At 65.1% G+C, this 19,444-nt stretch carries 20 protein-coding genes; 10 read left to right on the top strand and 10 right to left on the bottom strand.

Going from position 1 to position 19,444, the window contains the following annotated elements; all coding sequences use genetic code 11:
• Nucleotides 1–142 precede the first annotated feature (142 nt).
• Nucleotides 143–715: a hypothetical protein gene (locus tag IEY49_RS03290; RefSeq protein ID WP_189004527.1), complete on the bottom strand. Its 573-nt coding sequence runs from the start codon at nucleotides 713–715 to the stop codon at nucleotides 143–145.
• Nucleotides 716–982: 267 nt separating this feature from the next.
• Here IEY49_RS03290 and IEY49_RS03285 point away from each other — a divergent pair, with 267 nt between their 5' ends.
• Complete coding sequence (locus IEY49_RS03285; protein ID WP_189004526.1) at nucleotides 983–1,471, top strand: GreA/GreB family elongation factor; 489 nt, start codon at nucleotides 983–985, stop codon at nucleotides 1,469–1,471.
• 8 nt (nucleotides 1,472–1,479) lie between these two features.
• On the opposite strand, the gene IEY49_RS03280 is transcribed toward IEY49_RS03285, so the two are convergent.
• The 5 genes from IEY49_RS03280 to IEY49_RS03260 form a co-directional block, all read right to left on the bottom strand.
• Nucleotides 1,480–1,818 carry a diguanylate cyclase domain-containing protein gene (locus tag IEY49_RS03280; RefSeq protein ID WP_189004833.1) on the bottom strand — a complete coding sequence of 113 codons (339 nt, stop codon included), beginning with the start codon at nucleotides 1,816–1,818 and terminating at the stop codon, nucleotides 1,480–1,482.
• A 321-nt stretch (nucleotides 1,819–2,139) separates the two neighbouring features.
• The gene (locus IEY49_RS03275; RefSeq protein ID WP_189004524.1) at nucleotides 2,140–2,769 is read right to left on the bottom strand and encodes a CoA transferase subunit B; all 630 of its coding nucleotides are present in this window, start codon (nucleotides 2,767–2,769) and stop codon (nucleotides 2,140–2,142) included.
• Between the two features lie 120 nt (nucleotides 2,770–2,889).
• Nucleotides 2,890–3,624, bottom strand: coding sequence for a CoA transferase subunit A (locus tag IEY49_RS03270; RefSeq protein WP_189004522.1), 735 nt, complete (start codon nucleotides 3,622–3,624; stop codon nucleotides 2,890–2,892).
• A gap of 25 nt (nucleotides 3,625–3,649) precedes the next feature.
• A complete protein-coding gene (locus tag IEY49_RS03265) occupies nucleotides 3,650–4,396 on the bottom strand; it encodes an alpha/beta fold hydrolase (RefSeq protein WP_189004520.1) in 747 nt (248 codons plus the stop codon).
• A complete protein-coding gene (locus tag IEY49_RS03260) occupies nucleotides 4,389–5,462 on the bottom strand; it encodes an alpha/beta fold hydrolase (protein ID WP_189004518.1) in 1,074 nt (357 codons plus the stop codon). Before IEY49_RS03260 ends, IEY49_RS03265 begins: the two co-directional genes overlap by 8 nt.
• Nucleotides 5,463–5,566: 104 nt before the next feature.
• Between IEY49_RS03260 and IEY49_RS03255 the strand changes: the two genes are divergently transcribed.
• From IEY49_RS03255 to IEY49_RS03215, 9 genes are all read left to right on the top strand, one after another.
• Nucleotides 5,567–6,727: an ABC transporter substrate-binding protein gene (locus IEY49_RS03255; RefSeq protein WP_189004516.1), complete on the top strand. Its 1,161-nt coding sequence runs from the start codon at nucleotides 5,567–5,569 to the stop codon at nucleotides 6,725–6,727.
• A 113-nt stretch (nucleotides 6,728–6,840) separates the two neighbouring features.
• Nucleotides 6,841–7,701 (top strand): branched-chain amino acid ABC transporter permease, encoded by an 861-nt coding sequence (locus IEY49_RS03250; protein WP_189004514.1) that lies wholly within the window; start codon nucleotides 6,841–6,843, stop codon nucleotides 7,699–7,701.
• Nucleotides 7,698–8,720 carry a branched-chain amino acid ABC transporter permease gene (locus tag IEY49_RS03245; RefSeq protein ID WP_229780601.1) on the top strand — a complete coding sequence of 341 codons (1,023 nt, stop codon included), beginning with the start codon at nucleotides 7,698–7,700 and terminating at the stop codon, nucleotides 8,718–8,720. The genes IEY49_RS03250 and IEY49_RS03245 overlap by 4 nt, the downstream gene beginning before the upstream one ends.
• Nucleotides 8,717–9,493 carry an ABC transporter ATP-binding protein gene (locus tag IEY49_RS03240; RefSeq protein WP_229780600.1) on the top strand — a complete coding sequence of 259 codons (777 nt, stop codon included), beginning with the start codon at nucleotides 8,717–8,719 and terminating at the stop codon, nucleotides 9,491–9,493. The genes IEY49_RS03245 and IEY49_RS03240 overlap by 4 nt, the downstream gene beginning before the upstream one ends.
• Before the next feature lie 118 nt (nucleotides 9,494–9,611).
• On the top strand, nucleotides 9,612–10,343 hold the full coding sequence (locus IEY49_RS03235; protein WP_189004513.1) for an ABC transporter ATP-binding protein: 732 nt from the start codon (nucleotides 9,612–9,614) through the stop codon (nucleotides 10,341–10,343).
• Between the two features lie 349 nt (nucleotides 10,344–10,692).
• Nucleotides 10,693–12,975 carry a RelA/SpoT family protein gene (locus IEY49_RS03230; RefSeq protein ID WP_189004828.1) on the top strand — a complete coding sequence of 761 codons (2,283 nt, stop codon included), beginning with the start codon at nucleotides 10,693–10,695 and terminating at the stop codon, nucleotides 12,973–12,975.
• Nucleotides 12,976–13,009: 34 nt separating this feature from the next.
• The gene (locus IEY49_RS03225; RefSeq protein ID WP_189004511.1) at nucleotides 13,010–13,987 is read left to right on the top strand and encodes a tetratricopeptide repeat protein; all 978 of its coding nucleotides are present in this window, start codon (nucleotides 13,010–13,012) and stop codon (nucleotides 13,985–13,987) included.
• 532 nt (nucleotides 13,988–14,519) lie between these two features.
• Nucleotides 14,520–14,888 carry an ArsR/SmtB family transcription factor gene (locus IEY49_RS03220; protein WP_189004509.1) on the top strand — a complete coding sequence of 123 codons (369 nt, stop codon included), beginning with the start codon at nucleotides 14,520–14,522 and terminating at the stop codon, nucleotides 14,886–14,888.
• 105 nt (nucleotides 14,889–14,993) lie between these two features.
• Nucleotides 14,994–15,530 carry an SRPBCC family protein gene (locus IEY49_RS03215; RefSeq protein WP_189004507.1) on the top strand — a complete coding sequence of 179 codons (537 nt, stop codon included), beginning with the start codon at nucleotides 14,994–14,996 and terminating at the stop codon, nucleotides 15,528–15,530.
• A gap of 103 nt (nucleotides 15,531–15,633) precedes the next feature.
• Here the strand turns inward: IEY49_RS03215 and IEY49_RS03210 are convergent, their stop codons facing one another.
• The 4 genes from IEY49_RS03210 to abxC form a co-directional block, all read right to left on the bottom strand.
• Nucleotides 15,634–17,292: a HAMP domain-containing protein gene (locus IEY49_RS03210; protein WP_189004506.1), complete on the bottom strand. Its 1,659-nt coding sequence runs from the start codon at nucleotides 17,290–17,292 to the stop codon at nucleotides 15,634–15,636.
• A 64-nt stretch (nucleotides 17,293–17,356) separates the two neighbouring features.
• A complete protein-coding gene (locus IEY49_RS03205) occupies nucleotides 17,357–17,761 on the bottom strand; it encodes a DUF8082 domain-containing protein (RefSeq protein WP_189004505.1) in 405 nt (134 codons plus the stop codon).
• Nucleotide 17,762: 1 nt separating this feature from the next.
• Nucleotides 17,763–18,608, bottom strand: coding sequence for a hypothetical protein (locus IEY49_RS03200; RefSeq protein ID WP_189004504.1), 846 nt, complete (start codon nucleotides 18,606–18,608; stop codon nucleotides 17,763–17,765).
• Nucleotides 18,609–18,774: 166 nt separating this feature from the next.
• On the bottom strand, nucleotides 18,775–19,422 hold the full coding sequence (abxC, locus tag IEY49_RS03195; protein ID WP_189004503.1) for a monothiol bacilliredoxin AbxC: 648 nt from the start codon (nucleotides 19,420–19,422) through the stop codon (nucleotides 18,775–18,777).
• Between the last annotated feature and the right edge of the window lie 22 nt (nucleotides 19,423–19,444).

Here is a 19,444-nt window from a genome sequence, read left to right as displayed (position 1 = left end):
GCTCGTTTGGAATGGTGGGACGAGGGTGGGAAACCAGGGAGGGAAGCCGGAGGCCGATCGGGCGTCGTGGGAGTCCGGCAGCTCCTGGGAGGAAGACAACAAAACGCCAGGACCGCAGTGGGCCCTGGCGCTCGACGTTACGTTACTCGTCGTCGTTGCTACCGGGAAGAGGCGTGGTCCGCGGCGGACCTCCATCGAATGCGCCCGAGCCTCCAACGCGCGGTCCATGCACTTCCCCGCCCGCGTCAAAGCTGGGGTCGGCCAGCCGGGTGACGCCTCCGGGGTTGTCCGGGGTGATCACGCTGAAATCCGAGATGCTGTTGGGCACACCGTCATCGAAGCCGGGCTCGTCGTTGACGTTGCCGGCCGGCGCGTCATCGAGGTAGGCGACCGCATTGTCCAGCATCTCGGTGCGGATGGAAGGGTCGATGCCGTCGTCCAGGGCAATGCCGGCGCCAGCCAGCGCGTCTGTTCCTGGGCTGTGGTTGCCGCCTGTCACATCGCCTGAAACCGGGAGGTCATCAAGGTCATCCTGGGCTGCTCTGATCCGGTCGGCATTGGACTGATCGTCCTGGTTTTCTGGAAGATCGTCTTCGGGCAGCGAGAAGTCCACGGTCTCAGGAACTGCCAGATCACGGTCAGCAGAGGCCTGGGCCTGGTCGTCAGCTGCTGCCGGGTTACCGCTTGCGGAATCTTTATTGGCTTTTTTGGGCATGCTGTTCCTCCTGGCGCCGCTGCGCCCCTGGATCAGGCGCCGTGGCTGAGCACCCGAAGTAGACCGGCTGACCTTGCAGGGCCGATGAAAGCTTCCGGAAGGGAGGTTGGGGTCTCCCTTATGCATGTGCCGGGACTGCTGCTCATCATGAGTTCCCAGGCTGATGGCCGGCCCAGGCACTTAGTCAGCTCAGCCACTTAGTCAGCCCAGCCACGTGGCTTCCCCGCCGACTTTGGCCTCTCGACCTCACCCACAAAGGAGCCACACATGCCCGACGAAATTCAGCTCACCCGAGAAGGTTACGAACGCCTGGAGCAGTCCCTGGAAAAAGAACGCCAGCGCCTCGAAGAAACGGTGACCAGCATGGCCATCACCGTGGACGACGCCATGGATCTGGAAAACCGCAGCCTGAATGCCGCGCAGTTCCAGCAGGAGCTGCCCGCCATTGAGGCACGCATCCTGGAACTCGAAGACGTCCTGTCACGCGCCGTGATTGTCGAGGAAGGCGATCTGCCGCGTGATCAGGTAGCCGTCGGTTCCGTGGTGACGCTTCAGGACGCCGAACACGGCCGCGAGCTGCAGGTTCAGCTGGTCAGCGCGGTCGAGGTCAGCGCCCTGACCGAGGGAGTCACCCAGGTCAGCGACGATAGCCCTGTGGGCCAGGCCCTGCTGGGGCGGCGTGAGGGCGAGACCTTCGACGTCGAGCTTGAGGCTGGCCGCGTGCAGTACACCGTGCAGAGCATCAGAGCGCACTGAGGCGCATGTCAGCGTCCGTGGGCGTTGCCCGGTTCAGGTCCGGGGCCCCAGAGACGCACCGCACGTTTGCCCCCGTGCTTGGCCTCGTACATGGCGGTGTCTGCCTGCTTTTGCAGTGTGGCACCGTCAGCGCCATGCTGCGGATAGAGGCTGACTCCCACAGACGCACTGACCGAGACCTCCCGGCCGGCCAGCAGCACGGGCATTTCGATGGCCCTGAGCAGCTGGGAGGCGATGGTCAGTGCGTCCTGTGGCCCGCGCAGCCGTTCGACCAGCGTGAATTCGTCGCCGCCCAGCCGCGCCACGGTGTCGCTGGCCCGGACCGTGGCCTGTAGTCGGGCAGCGATGCGCCATGGCTTGCTGCGCGAGCGTCAGGGCCTGCTGAGGAGAGGTCTGCCGCGCGTGCTCGGCCCGCGACAGCAGGTCGTCTACCTGGCACTCCGCCGCACCGGTGGGCGGCAGGTCTTCTTGTGAAGGCGCTACATCTTGCATGACAGAAACCTCGGGACCCGGCGTCTGAATAGCCGTAGGGTCACTGTACGCAGGGACCGGCACAGCCGTCTTACTGGGCTGGAGGACTGCTGATCCGAATGCTGGGGGAGCCAGTATGTCAAGAAAAACGACCGGACGCGTTCGTGCCGTCCGGCCTGATCCTTGCAGTGCGGGGCTTACTCCCGGACGCTGGCTCCGGTCTTGGTGCGCAGTTCATCCAGCGTGACGCCTGGCGCGAGTTCCACGAGTTGCAGGCCCTGCGACGTCACGTCCAGCACACCCAGATCGGTGATGATGCGGTCCACCACGGCCTTGCCTGTCAGAGGCAGGCTGCACTCCTGGAGAATCTTGTGTGCGTCGCCCCTGGCTACGTGCTCCATCAGCACCACCACGCGCTGCACGCCGGCCACCAGATCCATGGCGCCGCCCATGCCCTTGACCATCTTGCCGGGGATCATCCAGTTGGCCAGGTCACCATTTTCACTGACCTGCATGGCCCCCAGGATGGCCAGGTTGACGTGTCCGCCGCGGATCATGGCAAAGCTGTCGGCGCTGGAAAAGAAGCTGGCACCCGGCAGGGCCGTCACCGTCTGCTTGCCGGCATTGATCAGGTCGGGGTCCACCTCGTCCTCGGTGGGAAAGGGGCCGATGCCCAGCAGTCCGTTTTCGGACTGAAGCATCACGCTGACGCCCTCGGGGATGTGGTTGGCGACCAGGGTGGGCAGGCCGATGCCCAGGTTCACGTAGTAGCCGTCCTGCAATTCTTTCGCGGCGCGGGCCGCCATTTCATCTCGGTTCCAGGGCATCACAACCTCCAGAGACGCGTAGTCCCTGTCAAGAAAAACGAGCTGCGCAGCGTCCGGAGCCGCCTCTGGACGCGCGGCAGGCGCGGGAATGGGCTGCCCCTGAGTTCGAGGCCAGTCATTTCAGACCTCCTCGCCGGTTCCCGCCGGTGCAGCTGCAGCCACCTGACGCACGGTGCGCTGCTCGATGCGCTTCTCGGGTGTGGCGTTCAGAACCACCCGCTGCACGAAAATGCCAGGAGTGTCAATGTCGTCCGGGTCCAGCTGACCGACCTCGACAATTTCCTCGACCTCGGCCACGGTGATCCGGCCACAGGTCGCGGCCATGGGGTTGAAGTTGCGGGCCGTCTTGCGGTACACGAGATTTCCCGACTTGTCGGCCTTCCAGGCCTTGACCAGCGCCACGTCCGCGCGGATGCCGCGCTCGAGGATGAAGGTCTCGCCGTCGAAGTCCTTGTGCTCCTTGCCCTCGGCGACCACGGTGCCCACACCGGTTTTGGTGTAGAAACCCGGGATGCCGGCTCCACCTGCGCGCATGCGCTCGGCCAGGGTGCCCTGCGGGGTAAATTCCAGCTCCAGTTCGCCAGCCAGGTATTGCCGCTCGAATTCCTTGTTCTCGCCGACGTAGCTGGAAATCATCTTGCGGATCTGCCGGGTTTCGAGCAGCAGACCCAGCCCCCAGCCGTCCACACCGGCATTGTTGCTGACGGCGGTCAGGTCGCGCTTGCCGCTGTCACGCAGGGCGAGAATCAGCTGTTCGGGAATCCCGCACAGGCCAAAGCCACCCACGGCAACGGTCTGGCCGTCCTGCACGATGTCTTGCAGCGCTTCACTGGCGCTCGGATACACCTTGTTCATGTGGTCTCCAGTGTAACTTAAGTCCCTAACGCTCGTTAGGCAGGTGATCGAGGAAGGGTTGCAGGTGGTGCAGGAAGGTCAGCGGGTCTTCCTGAGGAAAGCCATGACCCCGGCCTTCCACAATGGTGGCCGCGCCTCCCAGAGCGGCGGCCTGAGTCTGCACCATTTCAGGAGAGATCAGGCGGTCCAGCTCGCCGCCCAGCACCAGCACCGGCAGACCAGCCAGGGTGCCGGGATCGATCTTCCAGGCGGCCAGGGCGCGGGCATTCCCACTGTAATGGGCCGTGTTCATGCGCCCCGCGTCGTGCACCAGCCGGTCAAAGTTCGCAGGTCGGCCCGACGGAAACAGTGCTCCCAGGCTCATCTCCAGCAGGGCTGGATTGCCGCGCATCATCTCCAGGACCGGATAATTCTCTTCAGGCGTAACCAGCCCACCCAGAGGGGCGCTCGCTGCCAGGACCAGACCCCGCAACTCTGCCGGCCACCGCGCGGCAAATTCGAGGGCCACGGCGCCTCCCAGCGAGTGTCCCAGCAGCACCGGACGTTTCTGCTGCGCGTGCAGGCAGGCCGACAGCCAGTCGCGCAGCCACGCCGCGTAGGACGCGATGCTGGGTTCTCCCTCATGGGGACTGCCGGCGAAGCCCGGAAGATCCGGTGCCAGGACCCGCCAACCCACGGGCGGGTGAGCCATCAGATCGGACCACCAGGCACCGGACGCGAAATTCCCGTGTAAGGCGACCAGAACCCCATGTTCAGTGGGCTGGTCAGGCATGGGCGTTCTTCAGCGGGGTGCTCATGACCAGATCGGGTGGTGGGGTGTCGAGGAGAGCCTGCAGGTGGTGAGCGTATTCCCGCGTGTCCTGCAGACAGCCCAGGTGGCCATAAGGAGAGTCGAACTCCACGTGGGTGTGCGCGACTCCGGCGGCCTGGGCCGCCAGGGCAAAGCGGCGCATCTCGGCCACCGGAAAGAACTGATCCACCGTGACGTTCACGCTCAGCAGCTGCAGGCCAGTCTGTCGCCAGCGCTCGAACAGCTGTTCCTCCGGCACCACCTGTTTCAGATCGTGGGTGGCGACCAGCCGGCTCAGGTCCAGCACATGGCTCAGGCTGCACGTGCCCATGCGGGTGCGCAGATAGGTGCTGAAGTTTGCCTCCCGGAACTGCCGCTCCAGCCCGTCGGCCCCCAGGCCGAAAAACGAGATCAGGCGCAGCGCCCCCTCCACGCCACCGCTGGCCGCTACGTCACGCAGCAATGGCGCAAACGCGTCGCGCAGCACCGGTCCGGCCTTCGGGCTGGTTACCACGGCGGCCACGCGGGGGGCAAGTTCCGGTGTCCGTGCCGCCCAGTGCAGGGCCTGAATGCCGCCCAGGCTGGGGCCCACCACCGCGTGCCAGCGCGGGACGCCCAGCTGGTGCATCAGGTCCAGTTGCAGGGCGTGCAGGTCGCCGAAGTCCCAGGCCGGAAAACGGCTGCCCCAGAGCCGACCGTCAGGGTGCAGGGTGTCCGGTCCGGTGGTCACCATACCGCTGTCCAGGCACTGGGCGTTGGACGGCGTATTCATGCACACCACGAAAAACCGGTCCGTGTCGATGGCCTTGCCGGGGCCGATCAGCGCGTCCCACCAGGCGGGTGTACCGTCCGGATTGCGCCCGGCGGCGCGCATGGTGCCGGTGTAGTAATGGCACACCAGCACCGCGTTGTCGCGTGCGCTGCTCAGCGTGCCCCATGACTGCGCGCCCAGCCGCACCCGTACGCGCACGCCGCCCAGGAGCGCCTCCGTGTTCAGCACGAACACGCCAGGCGGTCCTTCCCCTGACCATAACCCCTTGTCTTGCATTGCGTCCCAGCGTAGGCGGGTTGCGTTACGCCGCGGTCACACCCGCAAATGTGGCCAGGGGTGTAACGCGGATGTGACGGCACCGCTCTAGACTCGAAACGTACATGAAAAAGATGCTATTGACAGGCGTTCTGATGGCGCTTTCCACAGCCGGTGCAGTGAAGGTCGGCGTCCTGCTTCCCCTGAGCGGGGGGAGCAGTGTGACCGGGCAGGCCGCACGGAACGGCTACCTGCTGGCGCTGGATGAAATCAACCGGGCCGGTGGCGTGCTCGGCAAACCTCTGGAGCTGGAAATTGCCGATGACGGCAGCGCGCCCGCCAAGGCCGTGCCCGAATTCGTCAAGCTGGTAACGGTCGAGAAGGTGGACTTCATGGCCGGAGGCGTCAGCAGCGCCACCAGCATTGCCATCAGCGGTCCGGCCAAGCAGTACAACACCTTCATGGCCTGGATCGGGGCCGCGGCAGTGCCGGTTGAGGACGCGTTCGCGGACCACAAGTACTTCTTCCACTACCACCCCTGGTCCTATTACAACTTCGAAGCCATCCTGGATTACTTCAAGCACCTGCGCGTGACCAAGAAGGCGCGCAACATCGCCATCGCCTACGAGGACGGTCCCTTCGGCAGCGCCGGCATCAACGACACCGTCGCCGGCTTCAAGAAGGCGGGCTTCAACGTGGTCATGACCGAGAAGTTCAAGACCGGCAGCGGCAGTTTCGGGCCGCTGGTCAGCAAGGCCAAGGCGGCCAAGCCCGACATCCTGTACTGGGTGGGCTACGACACCGACGCCCTGCCGCTGGTCACCGAGGCCAAGCAGCAGAACCTGAATGTGGGCCTGATCTACGGCACACCGCCGAGCTGGCCCGTGGGCTTCGAGAAGAACAATCTGGCCGACAACGTCGCGGGCCTGAGCCTGTGGCTGCCCAGCAGCCCCAACGCGCAGAGTCGCGCCTTCGTCAACGCCTACCGCAAGAAGTTCGGCACCGTGACCGAGGAATACTTCGCGCCGCTGGCCTACGTGAACCTCAAAACCCTGGCTGCCGCGATCAACCGCGCCGGCAGCACCGACAAGGACAAGGTCGCGGCCGAAATGGCCAGGACCAACACCCCCACGCCCTTCGGTCCGCTGACCTTCACCAAGAGCAACAAGACCCAGTACCAGGGCTTCAAGGCCGGCAGCTGGCTGAGCTTCCAGTACCTCAAGGACGCACGCGCCCCGGTCTTCCCGCTGAGGTTCGCCAAGAACACCACCGTCTGGGCCCGCTGAGCCCCCTTTCCCGCCGCGCCTGACGGGAGACCACGGGCCGCCCGAGTGCCACAGGGCGGCCCGTGGTCTGCCTCCTGAGAGGCGCGCCGAATTCCGGATCACCTGGAGGTGACATGGAGCTTTTTTTACAAACCCTGCTCAACGGTCTGCTGCAAAGCGGCATCTACGCGCTGGTCGCCTCGGGTCTGGCCCTGGCAGTGGGGGTGGTCGGCATCGTGAACTTCGCCCACGGCGAGTACCTGATGATCGGCGCTTTCCTGGCCTGGGCCGCCAGTGCCTTTCTGGGGGTGGACCCGCTGCTGTCGCTGCCGCTGGTGGCGCTGGCCGTCTTCGCTATCGGTGGCCTGACCTACCGCGTCAGTATCCGCCACGTGCTGCTGGCCCCTGAACTCAACCAGATGCTGCTGACCTTCGGGCTGGGCATCCTGCTGCAGAACCTCGCGCTGATGCTGCTGGGTGGCAACACCCGCACGGTCAGCACGCCGTATCAGGCCGCCAGCTTGAACCTCGGCGAACTCAGTGTTGGCGGGCCTAAGGCCATCGCATTCGGCCTTGCTGTCGCCATTCTTGCGGCGCTGTACTTCGTGCTCTACCGCACCACCCTGGGCCGCCAGATGCGCGCTGTGGCGCAGAACCGTCGCGGCGCCCAGCTGATCGGCGTCGATGTGGACCGGGTGTATCTGCTGGCGTTCGGGGTTTCCTGCGGACTGGCTGCCATTGCCGGTGTGCTGGTCAGCGTGCTGCTGTTCGCCAGCCCGACGGTGGGACTGGTGTTCGCCCTGAAGGCCTTCGCAATCATCGTGATGGCGGGCCTGGGCAACCTGACCGGCGTATTGTGGGCCTCGGTCATCCTGGGCGTTTCCGAGGCACTGGTCCAGACCTACGTACCGGGAGGCGGTGGCTGGAGCGACGCCGTGTTCTTCCTGATGATTTTCGGCACGCTGGTCTGGCGCTCGTACCGGGAGGCCAAATGAGCCACATCCGAAATGCTGCTGACACCGCCCTGGCGGACGTGGCCGAAAAAGGCGTGCTGGGCCGGACCATGACCCGTCGCCCTGACTTCACCGTGGCCAAGCTGTGGCCGCTGGCCGTGTTTTTTGCGCTGGCCCTGATTTTCCCGTTCCTGCCGCTGGGAGACAAACGCGAATTCCTGCTGCAGATCGGCTTTTTCACGCTGGTCGCCGGCATTATGGCGCTGTCATGGGACATCCTAGCGCGCAGCGGGCAGGTCAGCCTGGCCCACGCGGCCTTCTACGGCCTGGGCGCCTACAGTTACGCCCTGCTGATCAAGGTGGGACTGCCGTGGGTGGCAGCCATGCCGGCCGCCGCCCTGCTTGCCGGTCTGTTCAGTCTGGTGCTGGGCGCAGTGACCATGCGCCTGAGCGGCATGTACTTCGCGATTGCCACCCTGGCCTTTACCGAGGTGGTCCGCACCGTCATCCAGAACCTTCCCGAAAGCGTGGCTGGCGGTGCCAACGGCATGCTGGTGCCGGCCCTGCTGGGAGGCAACTCGCGCGGACAGTACCTGCTGGCGCTCTCGCTGCTGCTGCTCACGGTGGGGGTCAGCCTCATCGTGCGTTTGACCCGCCTGCACCACGCTTTCGCGGCCATCCGTCAGGGTGAGGAAACCGCCCGGGTACTGGGGGTGTCGATCGTGCGCTACAAGCTCGCGGCCTTCTTCATTTCCAGTGTGCTGGCGGCACTGGCGGGCGTGCTGTACGCCGGCAAGACCTTCTTTATCAACCCGCTGGAGACCTTCAGTCTGGCCAATTCGATCGCACCGCTGACCACCAGTATCTTCGGTGGGCTCTACACCACCCTGGGCCCCGTGCTGGGCGCCACAGTGCTGCGTGTGGCCGAGGAAATCCTGCACAGCAACGTCAAGAACGGCTATCTGGTCGTGTACGGCCTGGTCCTGATGCTCAGCATCCTGTGGCTGCCACGCGGGCTGATGGGCCTGCTGCGCCGCGGCAAACATGGAGGTGACCTGTGACCGCTGTGATGCCTGCTTCGACTACACCTGCCCAGGGGAAGGTCGTGCTGCGCGCTGAGGGCCTCAGCAAACGCTTCGGTGGCCTGCTGGCCGTGCAGAACGTCTCGTTTACCCAGTACGCCGGCGAGATCCTGGCGGTCATCGGCCCAAACGGTGCTGGCAAGACCACACTGCTGAACCTGCTATCGGGCGTCTACCGGCCCACCAGTGGTCAGCTATGGCTGCTGGGCAACGACGTCACCGCTCATGCCATGGAAGCGCGCTGTCACGCCGGGCTGGGCCGCGCCTTTCAGATCGTGCGTCCCTTCCCGGAAATGACCGTGCACGAGAACGTCACTGTGGGCGCGCTGTTCGGCAAGCGCGGCATGAATCTTCCTCAGGCCCGCGAAAGGGCCTACGACCTGCTGGAACGCACGGGTCTGGCTGCCCACGCCGATAAGGCGGCCCATGAACTCACCCTGCTGCAGGACAAGCGCCTGGAAGTCGCACGAGCCCTGGCCACCCAGCCGCAGGTGCTGCTGCTGGACGAGGTGATGGCCGGCCTGCGTCCCGCCGAGGCACAGGAAGCGGTCGCGCTGGTGCGCAGCGTGCAGGAGAGCGGCGTCAGCGTGCTGTTTATCGAGCACATCATGCCGGTCGTGCGGGATCTGGCCGACCGCGTGGTGGTCATGGATCAGGGACAGGTGATCGCCGAGGGCACTTACCGCGAGGTCACCGCCAATCCCCAGGTGGTCAGCGCCTATCTGGGTACCGAAACGGAGCTGCACGCATGAGGCCGAATAAGCAGCACCTGCTTTTTCCCGGCGGAGCGAGCGGACATGTGCCAGGAGGTCTGGCAGTCGAAGGGCGGCCCGTGAACATCGGGACGGCCTGGAACAAAGGGGCAGCCTGATGACACAACACACGAAGGGCCAGGAACTGGTGATCGAGAACCTGGCGGCCGGCTACGGCAAGGTCCAGGTCCTGTGGGACGTTAGCGTACGCGTCGGCCCCGGCGAGTTCGTGGCTATGATCGGGGCCAACGGGGCGGGTAAGACCAGCACCCTGCGCGCGGTTAGCGGCGTGGTCCGGCCGACCGCAGGGCGGATCCTGCTGGGTGGACAGGACATCACCAGCGCCACGCCCTCGCAGATTGTGGGAATGGGGCTGGCCCACGTGCCCGAGGGCCGTGAACTGTTCGCCCTGATGACGGTGCGCGAAAACCTGGAACTGGGGGCAGCCATGCGCCCCGAGGCCCGCTCCGCACAGGCCGAGACTCTTGAGCGGGTCTATACCCTCTTTCCGCGCCTGCGTGAGCGCTCGGGTCAGCTGGCCGGGACGCTGTCGGGTGGCGAGCAGCAGATGGTCGCGGTCGGTCGCGCCCTGATGGCCAAGCCCAGTGTGCTGGTGGTGGACGAGCCCAGCCTGGGCCTGTCCCCACTGATGACCCAGACGGTGTTCGGTGCACTCAAAGCCGTGAATGCCGAGGGCGTGAGCGTGCTGCTGGTCGAGCAGAACGTGGGCCTGAGTCTGAAGCTGGCCAGCCGTGCCTACGTGCTCGAAAATGGCCAGGTGGTCAATCAGGGCACGGGCGCTGTCCTGCTGGCCGATCCGAGCGTCCGCGAGGCCTATCTGGCATTGTGACCCTTTCCCCTTGAGGTAAACATATGGTCAGCGTCGTGCCATATCCGTCAGACTTCAGGTCCTAAAATAGATCCATGAAGGGCCTCGGAGAATTTATCGAATGGCTCCGTGAAGTGCTCAAGGGCGCGTCGCAGCCACAGCCTCAACCGGTGCCTGTCCGCGTGCGTCAAAGGCGTTAACGGGCCCCCTCTTCAATCCACCTGCTTTCCGTCCACCCCCTGGGGTGGATGTTTTTGTGGGACGACGAGGCCTGGAGGGAAAGTACCCCCAAAGCAGCGCAGATGGCCACGGTGTCAGACGGGGGGCAGGCGCTATTCTGGCGGTCGTGCCGGAAGCGTCGGATCATGGAATGAGCGAACTCAGGGCGCTGGTCAGCGGGCGCCCGCAATCTGACCGCGACCGCGTTGACCTGGCCTACGAATTTGCTCGTGACGCCCACAAGGGAGTCAACCGCAAGAGTGGTGAACCCTACATCACCCATCCGGTGGCGGTCGCGGTCATTCTGGCCCGCCTGGGCATGGACACCGACAGCGTCATGGCCGGGTTGCTGCATGACACCGTGGAGGATGTCGAGGGCGTGACCTTCGAGAGCATCGAGGAACTGTTCGGCCCCGACGTGCGGCGCATCGTGGAAGGGGAGACCAAGGTCAGCAAGCTCTCCAAGCAGGGCAGCCAGCAGGCTGAGGTGGCCCACACCGGGCGTGACATGCAGGCCGAGAACCTACGCCAGATGCTGATCGCCATGACGGCCGATATCCGCATCATCGTGGTCAAGCTGGCCGACCGGCTGCACAACATGCGGACCCTGGGCTCCATGAAGCCCGAAAAACAGCAGCGTATTGCGCGGGAGACCATGGAAATCTTCGCGCCGCTGGCCCACCGGCTGGGCATCGGGAAGATCAAATGGGAACTGGAGGACCTGAGCTTCCAGTACCTGCAGCCCGACGACTATGCCTACCTGCAGTCGCGCCTGCGCACCCGCCAGGAAGAACGTGACGCGCTGATCCAGGGCGCGGTCAAGCAGCTGCGCGAAGCGCTGGAAGACGACCTGGAACTGCCCGAATGGGTCGGCGAGATCGACATTGCCGGGCGCAGCAAACACCTGTGGAGCATCCACACCAAGATGAAACGCGAGGGCAAGGCGCTGGAGCAGATTTTCGACCTGCTGGCCATCCGCGTGATCCTGACACCCAAGGACCTGATCGTGCCGCCCGGCACCGACGAGAAGCGCCGCGAGCGGGCCGAGGAGACCCGCGAGAAGCGTATCTGTTACCACACCGTCAGTATCGTGCACAGCATGTGGACGCCGCTGCCTGGGCGCTTCAAGGACTACATTGCGGTGCCCAAACCCAACGGCTACCAGAGCCTGCACACCACCGTGATCAGTCAGAGCGGGCAGCCTATCGAGGTGCAGATCCGCTCGCGGCGCATGCACGAGGTTGCCGAATACGGGGTGGCGGCCCACTGGATGTACAAGCAGGGCGCGCAGCTGGCGGCCCGCGACCGCGAGAACTGGATCTCGCAGCTCAAGGAACTGCAGAACGAGATCAACGACGCGTCCGACTACATGGACGCCGTGAAGTCCGACATCCTGTCGCAGCGCGTGCGGGTGTTTACGCCCAAGGGGCTGGCCATCAGCCTGCCGGCCGGCAGCACCAGCATCGATTTCGCGTACCACATCCACACCCGCATCGGCGAGACCACCGTGGGGTCACGGGTCAACGGCAGCATCGTGCCGCTGTCGCATCATCTGAAAAACGGCGATATGGTCGAGATTGTCACCAGCAAGAACGGCAAGCCCAGCAAGGACTGGCTGAATTTCGCCGTGACCCGCTCGGCCCGGGCCAAGATCCGTCACCATTTCCGTACCCAGGAGCGTGAGGACGCCCTGAAACGCGGCCACGACCTGCTGGAGCGCTACCTGCGTAAGCGGCACCTGCCGGTCCGTCAGCTGATGCGCACCAAGCTGCTGGAAGACGCGACTCACAAGCTGGTCGGCACCCGGAACCCGGACGACCTGTACCTCGCGCTGCATGCGTCCAAGACAACCCCCAGTGCGGTGGCCCGCGTGTTGTCTCCCAGCCTGGCGCAGGAACAGGCCTCCGTGACCCCGGGCCGCCGCGCCCCGGTGCCGCGTCCCCCGGAGCCCGGTGGCGTGTATGTCGAGGGTTTTACCACCAACTCCAAGCTCAGCCAGTGCTGCAATCCCATCCGCGGCGACCAGATCATGGGTTACCTGACCCGGGGGCGTGGGGTCAGTGTGCACCGCATCGACTGCCCCAACATGATCCGGCTGCTCAAGGACGAGCCCGAACGCTGTGTGGCGGCGTCCTGGAACAGCGGAACGCCCGGCAACGTGATCATGGATCTGGACGTCATTGCGCAGGACCGCAGCGGTCTGCTCGCCGATGTGTTGGGGGTTCTGGCGGCCGAGAAACGTAGCCCCATGAAGTTGGAGGCGGGTGTGGCTGCCGACAATACTGCGACCATTCACCTGCGTCTGGCAATGGCGGGCAACTCCGACCTGGAACGCCTGCGCGCCGCCCTGATGCGGGTTGACGGTGTAACGGATCTGGTGCGGGGTGGCAAAAGCCGCAACGGTGGACGCGCCCGCAACGGAGCCAGCGCGTGAAGCCCATATCGATCTGTAGGTCCGGGGAGATCATATGAACCTGCTGCTGGCTCCTGACCTCGGGGACCTGCTGCGCCTGCATCCGCAGTACAACGCGGGCACTGTGGTCGAACTGCTGCGGTATCTGGGCGCGTCCGGGGTGCAGTGGGCCACGTCCAGCGACCCGGACCATCCGCTGCGTGACGCATTGCCGGCCGCGCGCATCGGCATTCATGACCTCGAACAGGCGGACTGGAGCTGGGCCGAGACCGAGCATGAGCAGCTGCGTAGCTTCCTCGGCCAGTATCCGCAGGGCCGTGAACGACTCAATGCCGCCGCGCGGGCTGAACGGGAATATGCCGCCCACCTGCAAGGGCCACTGACGGCTGCGCAACTGCTGGGTCCGGGGTTTCTGGAACTGGCCCGTCGGTATCACGATGACCTGCGTGCCGCGCTGGATGAAGGTCCGGGCACCCGCTGGCAGGCGCGCCGCCTCGACGAGGTCGCGGCGCAGCTGCAGGGTCAGGATGGGGTCGTGATCGCGCCGCTCGATGACCTGCCCGGTCTCCTTGACCGCCTGCCAGGGGCCCAGGTGCCTGACGTGTCGTCCTTCAGTGCCGGTGAGATGAGCCGGGTCCGCGCGCTGGCCGACCGTGCCTGGCAGCTGCGCGAGGAGGACGACCTGAGTGCACTGCTCTCGGCACTGGACCGGGAGCCCGGCGACGCCGTGACACCGCGCGCAGAATTGGACGCGGCGGCAGCCAGCATCTATCTGGCTGTCGGTCAGCTGGGCGACGCCCGGACCCTGCTGGAGCGCGCTGTACACGCCCTCAATGACGATCAGCCACGCAGTCTGGCCGGGCTGACCCTGGCGCGGCTGGGTCAGGTTCGCGACGCCATGGGTGACCGCGACCTGGCCCAGAGAACCTACCGGGCGGTTCTGGCACTTTCCTATGCTCCCCGGATTGCCCTGGATACGGCGAAAGCCGGGCTGGAGCAGCCGTTTGAACTTGTGCGGGACACTCCAGAGTGACCTTTCCGGTCTGATTCAGAGTGCGGCATTGAGATGCGCTTTGAGGACGCCTGGCATGACAACTCGCATAATCTGGTCCATTGCCGGTGAATGTATGGACACGGCGGTCTGTAGGCGTCCCCCGTCGCCGCTGGGATTGCTTGTGGCCGGACTAACCTCTGGTATGACCAGCGTGCAGGAAAACCGGAGCCTGACACTGCAAAACTTTGCCTGCAGAACGGGCGCGTAGCACCATGTTTGATCGGCCCCGGTCTGAGTTGCGCCGCCACGGGTCCCAGTTATGCCCACTGATAACCCCCTCTAACCCCATTGCGATGAATTTCGATCCTGTTCCCTTACACGGGGAGTCTCCTGGAAGGAACGGCTCCTGCCTTGGATGAACCGCAACTCTGGTGCAGAAGGGAAGACTGGCTATGCGTTGTCACGTTTGCGGTAGTGCCTCGACCTGAATATTCACTTGCAGGAATATTCCCAGAATGGTATAGTTGGATCGGGCGAGAGTTACGAACAGGGCCAGGGAGGAGTTGCCTACATGAATGCCGTCACCTTCAGTGCTTTAGCGGAACCGCACCGTTTCCAGATTGTCGAGCTGCTGCTCGAGCAGCCCCTGACTGTCGGTGAAATCGCCACACGCCTTGATATCCGTCAGCCTCAGGCGTCCAAGCATCTGCGCGTTCTGAGTGACGCGGGGGTCGTGGAAATGCAGGCGGTGGCCAACCGGCGCATCTGCCGTCTTCGTCCCGAGCCTTTTCAGGACCTCGACGGCTGGCTCAGCACCTACCGGCACCTCTGGGAAGACCGTTTCGACCAGCTCGACACTTATTTGCAGCAGCTTCAGCAGACGGACCAGGATTCCGGGGTGCCCCGGACCGGCCCTACTGAGAGCACACCTGACGAGTAACTCCCGGCTTCACGCAGGAGGCCTGGTATGACGCATTGAGACAAGATTGGCCACAACAGTACCCGGCAAGTCAGGGCGTCCCCATCCCCCTTCAGGAGGTTTTTTATGACCAGCACCGCAACGTCCCCCATGATCTCACGAGTCGAAGCTGGAAGGGAACTTGTCCTCGAACGCGTCTTCAAGGCCCCTCGCCAGCTGGTATTCGATGCTTTTTCGAACGCTGAGCATCTGAGCAGATGGTGGGGTCCCCGGGGATGGGAGGTTCCTCACTGCACCGTCGACTTCCGTCCTGGCGGCAAGTGGCACTACTGCATGAAGTGTGTCGACCGGGCCCAGGAAAACTTCTACGGCATGGAATCGTGGGGCCTGGGCATCTACCGCGACATCGAGGAGCCAGCACGCATCGTCTACACCGACTATTTCTCTGATTCCGAAGCCAACATCAACGAAACCATGCCTCCCACGCTTTCGACGCTGACCTTTGAAGAGGTCGAGGGTGGCACGAAGGTCGTGAACCGGGCCATGTACAGCTCGGAAGACGGGCTGAAGACCGTCATGGACATGGGCATGCTGCAGGGCATCACCGAAACCTGGGACCGTCTGGCCGAGCATCTGGAGTCGCAGCAGGAACAGCGGAGCTGAGGCCCTGGTGCTGGCTGCGGCGCAGGGCGCTCAGGGTGGGCAACCAGACCAGAACAGCGCCGCCCGCGAATGTTCGCGGGCGGCGGCTGCATAGCGGCTCTGGTCAGCTGCGCTTGCGGCGACGCAGACGCTCCATGGCGGCTTCCAGGCTCAGACGCATGCGTTCCAGGGCGTGTGCCAGGTCACCGATCTCGTCGTTGCGCTCGGCCCGCACGGGGTGGGTCAGGTCACCCATGCTGATTGCGTCGGCCACCTTCACCAGACGCTCGATCGGCTCAACCACGCGGCGCGCGGCACGCAGGGCCAGGGCAGCGGCCAGACCCAGGGCCAGCAGCGAGACGGCCAGCACCAGCAGCAGCGTGTTGCGCAGGTTGGCTGCTGCCTGGGTGTTCGGCACGCCTACCGAGATGCGGTACAGCAGATCCGCGCTGTCCGTCGCGCCCGTGACCGTGGAGCGGCTGCCGTCTTCGGTTTCAATCACGCCCAGACGGCTGGTGACGTAGGCGGTGCGGTCATTTTTGCTGTTCGACGGCTCCTGGATGGCGGCGCGCAGTTCCTGGGCCTGGGTGCTTTCTCCTGCGCCCACGTCCTCAAGCTGCTTGAGCTGCTCGCGGTAGGCGTCGGCCGCGCTGCCGCTGGACTGGAAGGTCCCGCTGTTGGGGTTATCGCGCACGAACTCGGCCACGCGTGCCTGCATGATGCTGTCCACGGCCGGATTGCGGCTGCGGAAGTAGGTCGTGCCGTCAGGCAGTTCCACACGCACGAAACCCACGGCCGAACGGGACAGCAGCGTGTCGAGCTGCGAGTTCACCGACTCCTGGTTGCGGGTATCGAGGCTGGTTCCCACGGCCACGGCGACGGCCTGTGCGTTCTGCTGTACCAGCTGGCGCTGCAGTCCCGGCAGGATCAGGCTCAGCAGGCCCAGCGTCAGACCGGTGGACAGCAGCAGCGGCGTCAGGGTGCTGACGGTGAGCTGCTGTGCCAGGCTGCGGCGGCGCTTGGTGGTGACGGCGCCCGGCTCCTCGTTCAGGGCCGTGATGACGGCTGCTGGTTCGGCCGCCGTCTTGGCCGGCGAGCTGTCCGTGATGGTCAGTGCGCCGGTGAAGTCGGACCACACGTCTGCTTCAGGAGCAGCCGTGGCGGTGATGACCTGGGGCTCGGCTGCGGTCTGGCTGGCAGCGGGGGTGGTCACCAGCGGCACCTGGTCAGCGCTGCCAGCGTCAGGCAGGAAGGGGGCGCTGGGCATGGCGGTCACGGAGGTGCTGAACGGGTCAGCAGTGCTGGACGGTGCGGACGCTTCGGGCCAGGCGCTGACCGCTGCCTTACCGCCCGGCTCTTCGTTCCAGCCGGCCACCGATCCGGCGGACGGCGCGGCACCCCAGCTGGGAGCGGACATGCCTGACGCCGGCGCAGTGGCCAGTGGGGCGTCGTCCAGAACAGCGGTACTGCCCGACGTGGCACCCGCCATGGCGAAGGCGGAAGTGGCAGCGGGCCGGCTGGCCACACCCTGGAACGGCTCGCTGAGCAGGCCGGTTTCCTCGCGGACTTCTTCGAGAACCACCTGAGCACCGATGCTTTCAAACACGCTGAGCAGCAGCTCGGCGCGGGCCCGGCCGGTGGGTTTCATCAGACGACCGGCGCGGCGGGTGGCCAGACGCTTGGCCTGTTCAGGGTTCAGTCCGAACCGTTCGGTAAGCTGCACTTCCAGTGCGGGCAGCGATTCTTCGGGCACAGGCTGCCGGATGACGACCGTGTACTTCATGCGTTGACTCCCTTATGACCGCGCGGCGCGGCGTGAGTTGAGATGTGAGGGGCGGTGCGCAGGCTCACAGAAAGCCCCGGGCGCGGACCTGCCGGACAAACGCGTCCATCTGGCTGGCATCCAGTTCGCTGGCCAGGGTCGAGAGCAGCGCACTGAGTGTGGCGGTCTCGCCCAGGTCCTCCATGGCGTCGTCCATCATCAGTGTGGCCATCGGGCCTACCACACTGACCAGGATCTTGGTGAGCTCGGCCTCCAGTGCGGCCGATACTGGCCGCTGCTGCGCGGTGGCCCGCTCGACCCACTGTTGCGACTGCTGCACGGCCGTCAGCACATCGGCGTCGCTGACGGCCGCCATCCTGGCCACCTGAGCGCTGTCGCGCTCGCCGTTGACGTGCGTCATGATCTTCCACACGCCGTAGGGCAGCGGAGTCTGATCGCTCAGGCCCTCGGGCCAGCTGACGACTGCCATCTCAACTCACCTCCAGTTCGGCAGCAAGCCACTCGGGCCGCTGCCTCAGCGCGCCAAGCGGCAGGTCCGCCAGGCGCACTCCAGCGCGGTTCATCATCTGACGCAGGGCGGCGCTTAGCGCGGGGCGCAGTTCCTGCAGCTCCAGCTCGGGATCGACCTGCAGTATGCCGTTGGTCAACACGACCTCCTGTGCAAACGGATCGAGGCAGGGATGCTCGTCGGACAGGGCCACGGTGGCCTGCCGCCACGGCTCGGCCAGGGGAACCTGCGAGTTCACGGTGCGCAGCAGTTCCTGCCAGAAGCTCAGGGTGCCTTCGCGGTCGTTGGCACGGTAGGTGGAGACCATCTGGCACGCTGCTCCGCTCTGCGGGAGGGTGCCCTCAAGTAACTGACCCGCCTTCCAGTAGCTGCAACTGCCACCGGAGATCAGTGCGCCGGTGAAATGCACCCGCTGAAGCTCATGCTGGGCGGCTGGCCACGGCACTTTGAGAGGGGTCGGCTCGTCTGCGGCGCGCAGGGCCCAGATCAGGTCGCTGATCACGCCGTCCATTCGGGTCAGCGTGACCTGCGCGCGTGGCATGGCCTGCATCGCGGCCGCCCAGCTGACCTCGTGGCCACCCTGTGTGAAGCCGGCGCGCGCAGCGCCCTGCACCAGCGCAAAACGCGCCCATCGCTCGCCTTGCCAGATATCCAGCATTCCGCTGAAGCTTTCGTCCTGACGGGCCTCGAAGTCGGCGCTGATTTCGGTCCAGGGATAGTGGTCGGTCGACAGGTCACGGTACACCGCGCGGTCTGCCGGGAGCGGGAAACGGCTCAGGGAGGGGGGAAGAAGGGTAGTTTCAGCCATGCGTGGGTAGCGTCCAGGGTCGTGAAGAGGAGGTGAGGAGATCACGGGCTCGTCGTATCGCGCCTTCATCTGACTCTTTTGACTCTTACCGCACGCTTACATACATCGAAAAGATCACGCCGCCTCCCAGATAAAGGAAGGCGGCGCAGTGGAAATCGGGTGTCGCTTAGCCAAGCTCCTGAAGCAGTGCCTGGACGCGGGCACGCAGGTCTCCGCGGTCCTGTGGGGCGCCCAGCTGGTGCAGGCCGCCGTGGTAGGCGTCCGGGTCACCGAACAGGCGGGAGAGCAGCTCGAATTCGCGCTGGCTGCGCAGGCTGGCGTCGTCACGGAACATGGTCACGTACTGATCCTGGAAGGCCCATTCGTTCAGGCGGCCGTCCACGAAATCACGCATCAGGCGGCGGTAGGGCTCCACGTTGTCGTCGGTAGCGATCGCCGCGCTGCCCGTGCGCTGAGGCACCTGGGTATCGAAGATTGGCCGCAGCGCCTCGGGAGTGATGTCCCAGTTGTTGACCTCGAACTGGACCTCGCCGTCGCGGAACAGGATGAACTGCGGGCTGTGGTGCACGATGCCGGTGCGCTGGGCCACGTGGTTGCTGGCCGGGCGCCAGTCCACCACCCGGATAAAGCCGACCGGCAGCTCATGCCGCTGCAGGAAGGTTTCCAGCACCCCAAAACCCTGCATGGTCTTGTGGCAGGTTCCGGCCTTAAAGACAGCAGCAAGCGGGTATTCGGTCAGGAACTGCTCCACCTCTTCGGGGGTGGTCAGGGGTACGAGCACCTGTTGGTTCTCAGCTGGAGTGGCTTGTGTCATGCCCACAGCATACCCGCCGCTT

The organism is Deinococcus malanensis (assembly GCF_014647655.1).
Classification (GTDB): Bacteria; Deinococcota; Deinococci; order Deinococcales; family Deinococcaceae; genus Deinococcus; species Deinococcus malanensis.
The sequence above is the reverse complement of the archived record's forward strand: the minus strand, read 5'-3'. Positions and strand labels throughout refer to the sequence as shown.

Excerpts from the sequence above, each read along its gene's own strand:
- IEY49_RS03290 (WP_189004527.1), bottom strand. The coding sequence starts at position 715 with ATGCCCAAAAAAGCCAATAAAGATTCCGCAAGCGGTAACCCGGCAGCA.
- IEY49_RS03285 (WP_189004526.1), top strand. The coding sequence starts at position 983 with ATGCCCGACGAAATTCAGCTCACCCGAGAAGGTTACGAACGCCTGGAG.
- IEY49_RS03275 (WP_189004524.1), bottom strand. The coding sequence starts at position 2,769 with ATGCCCTGGAACCGAGATGAAATGGCGGCCCGCGCCGCGAAAGAATTG.
- IEY49_RS03270 (WP_189004522.1), bottom strand. The coding sequence starts at position 3,624 with ATGAACAAGGTGTATCCGAGCGCCAGTGAAGCGCTGCAAGACATCGTG.
- IEY49_RS03265 (WP_189004520.1), bottom strand. The coding sequence starts at position 4,396 with ATGCCTGACCAGCCCACTGAACATGGGGTTCTGGTCGCCTTACACGGG.
- IEY49_RS03260 (WP_189004518.1), bottom strand. The coding sequence starts at position 5,462 with ATGCAAGACAAGGGGTTATGGTCAGGGGAAGGACCGCCTGGCGTGTTC.
- IEY49_RS03255 (WP_189004516.1), top strand. The coding sequence starts at position 5,567 with ATGAAAAAGATGCTATTGACAGGCGTTCTGATGGCGCTTTCCACAGCC.
- IEY49_RS03250 (WP_189004514.1), top strand. The coding sequence starts at position 6,841 with ATGGAGCTTTTTTTACAAACCCTGCTCAACGGTCTGCTGCAAAGCGGC.
- IEY49_RS03245 (WP_229780601.1), top strand. The coding sequence starts at position 7,698 with ATGAGCCACATCCGAAATGCTGCTGACACCGCCCTGGCGGACGTGGCC.
- IEY49_RS03235 (WP_189004513.1), top strand. The coding sequence starts at position 9,612 with ATGACACAACACACGAAGGGCCAGGAACTGGTGATCGAGAACCTGGCG.
- IEY49_RS03230 (WP_189004828.1), top strand. The coding sequence starts at position 10,693 with ATGAGCGAACTCAGGGCGCTGGTCAGCGGGCGCCCGCAATCTGACCGC.
- IEY49_RS03225 (WP_189004511.1), top strand. The coding sequence starts at position 13,010 with ATGAACCTGCTGCTGGCTCCTGACCTCGGGGACCTGCTGCGCCTGCAT.
- IEY49_RS03220 (WP_189004509.1), top strand. The coding sequence starts at position 14,520 with ATGAATGCCGTCACCTTCAGTGCTTTAGCGGAACCGCACCGTTTCCAG.
- IEY49_RS03215 (WP_189004507.1), top strand. The coding sequence starts at position 14,994 with ATGACCAGCACCGCAACGTCCCCCATGATCTCACGAGTCGAAGCTGGA.
- IEY49_RS03210 (WP_189004506.1), bottom strand. The coding sequence starts at position 17,292 with ATGAAGTACACGGTCGTCATCCGGCAGCCTGTGCCCGAAGAATCGCTG.
- IEY49_RS03205 (WP_189004505.1), bottom strand. The coding sequence starts at position 17,761 with ATGGCAGTCGTCAGCTGGCCCGAGGGCCTGAGCGATCAGACTCCGCTG.
- IEY49_RS03200 (WP_189004504.1), bottom strand. The coding sequence starts at position 18,608 with ATGGCTGAAACTACCCTTCTTCCCCCCTCCCTGAGCCGTTTCCCGCTC.
- abxC (WP_189004503.1), bottom strand. The coding sequence starts at position 19,422 with ATGACACAAGCCACTCCAGCTGAGAACCAACAGGTGCTCGTACCCCTG.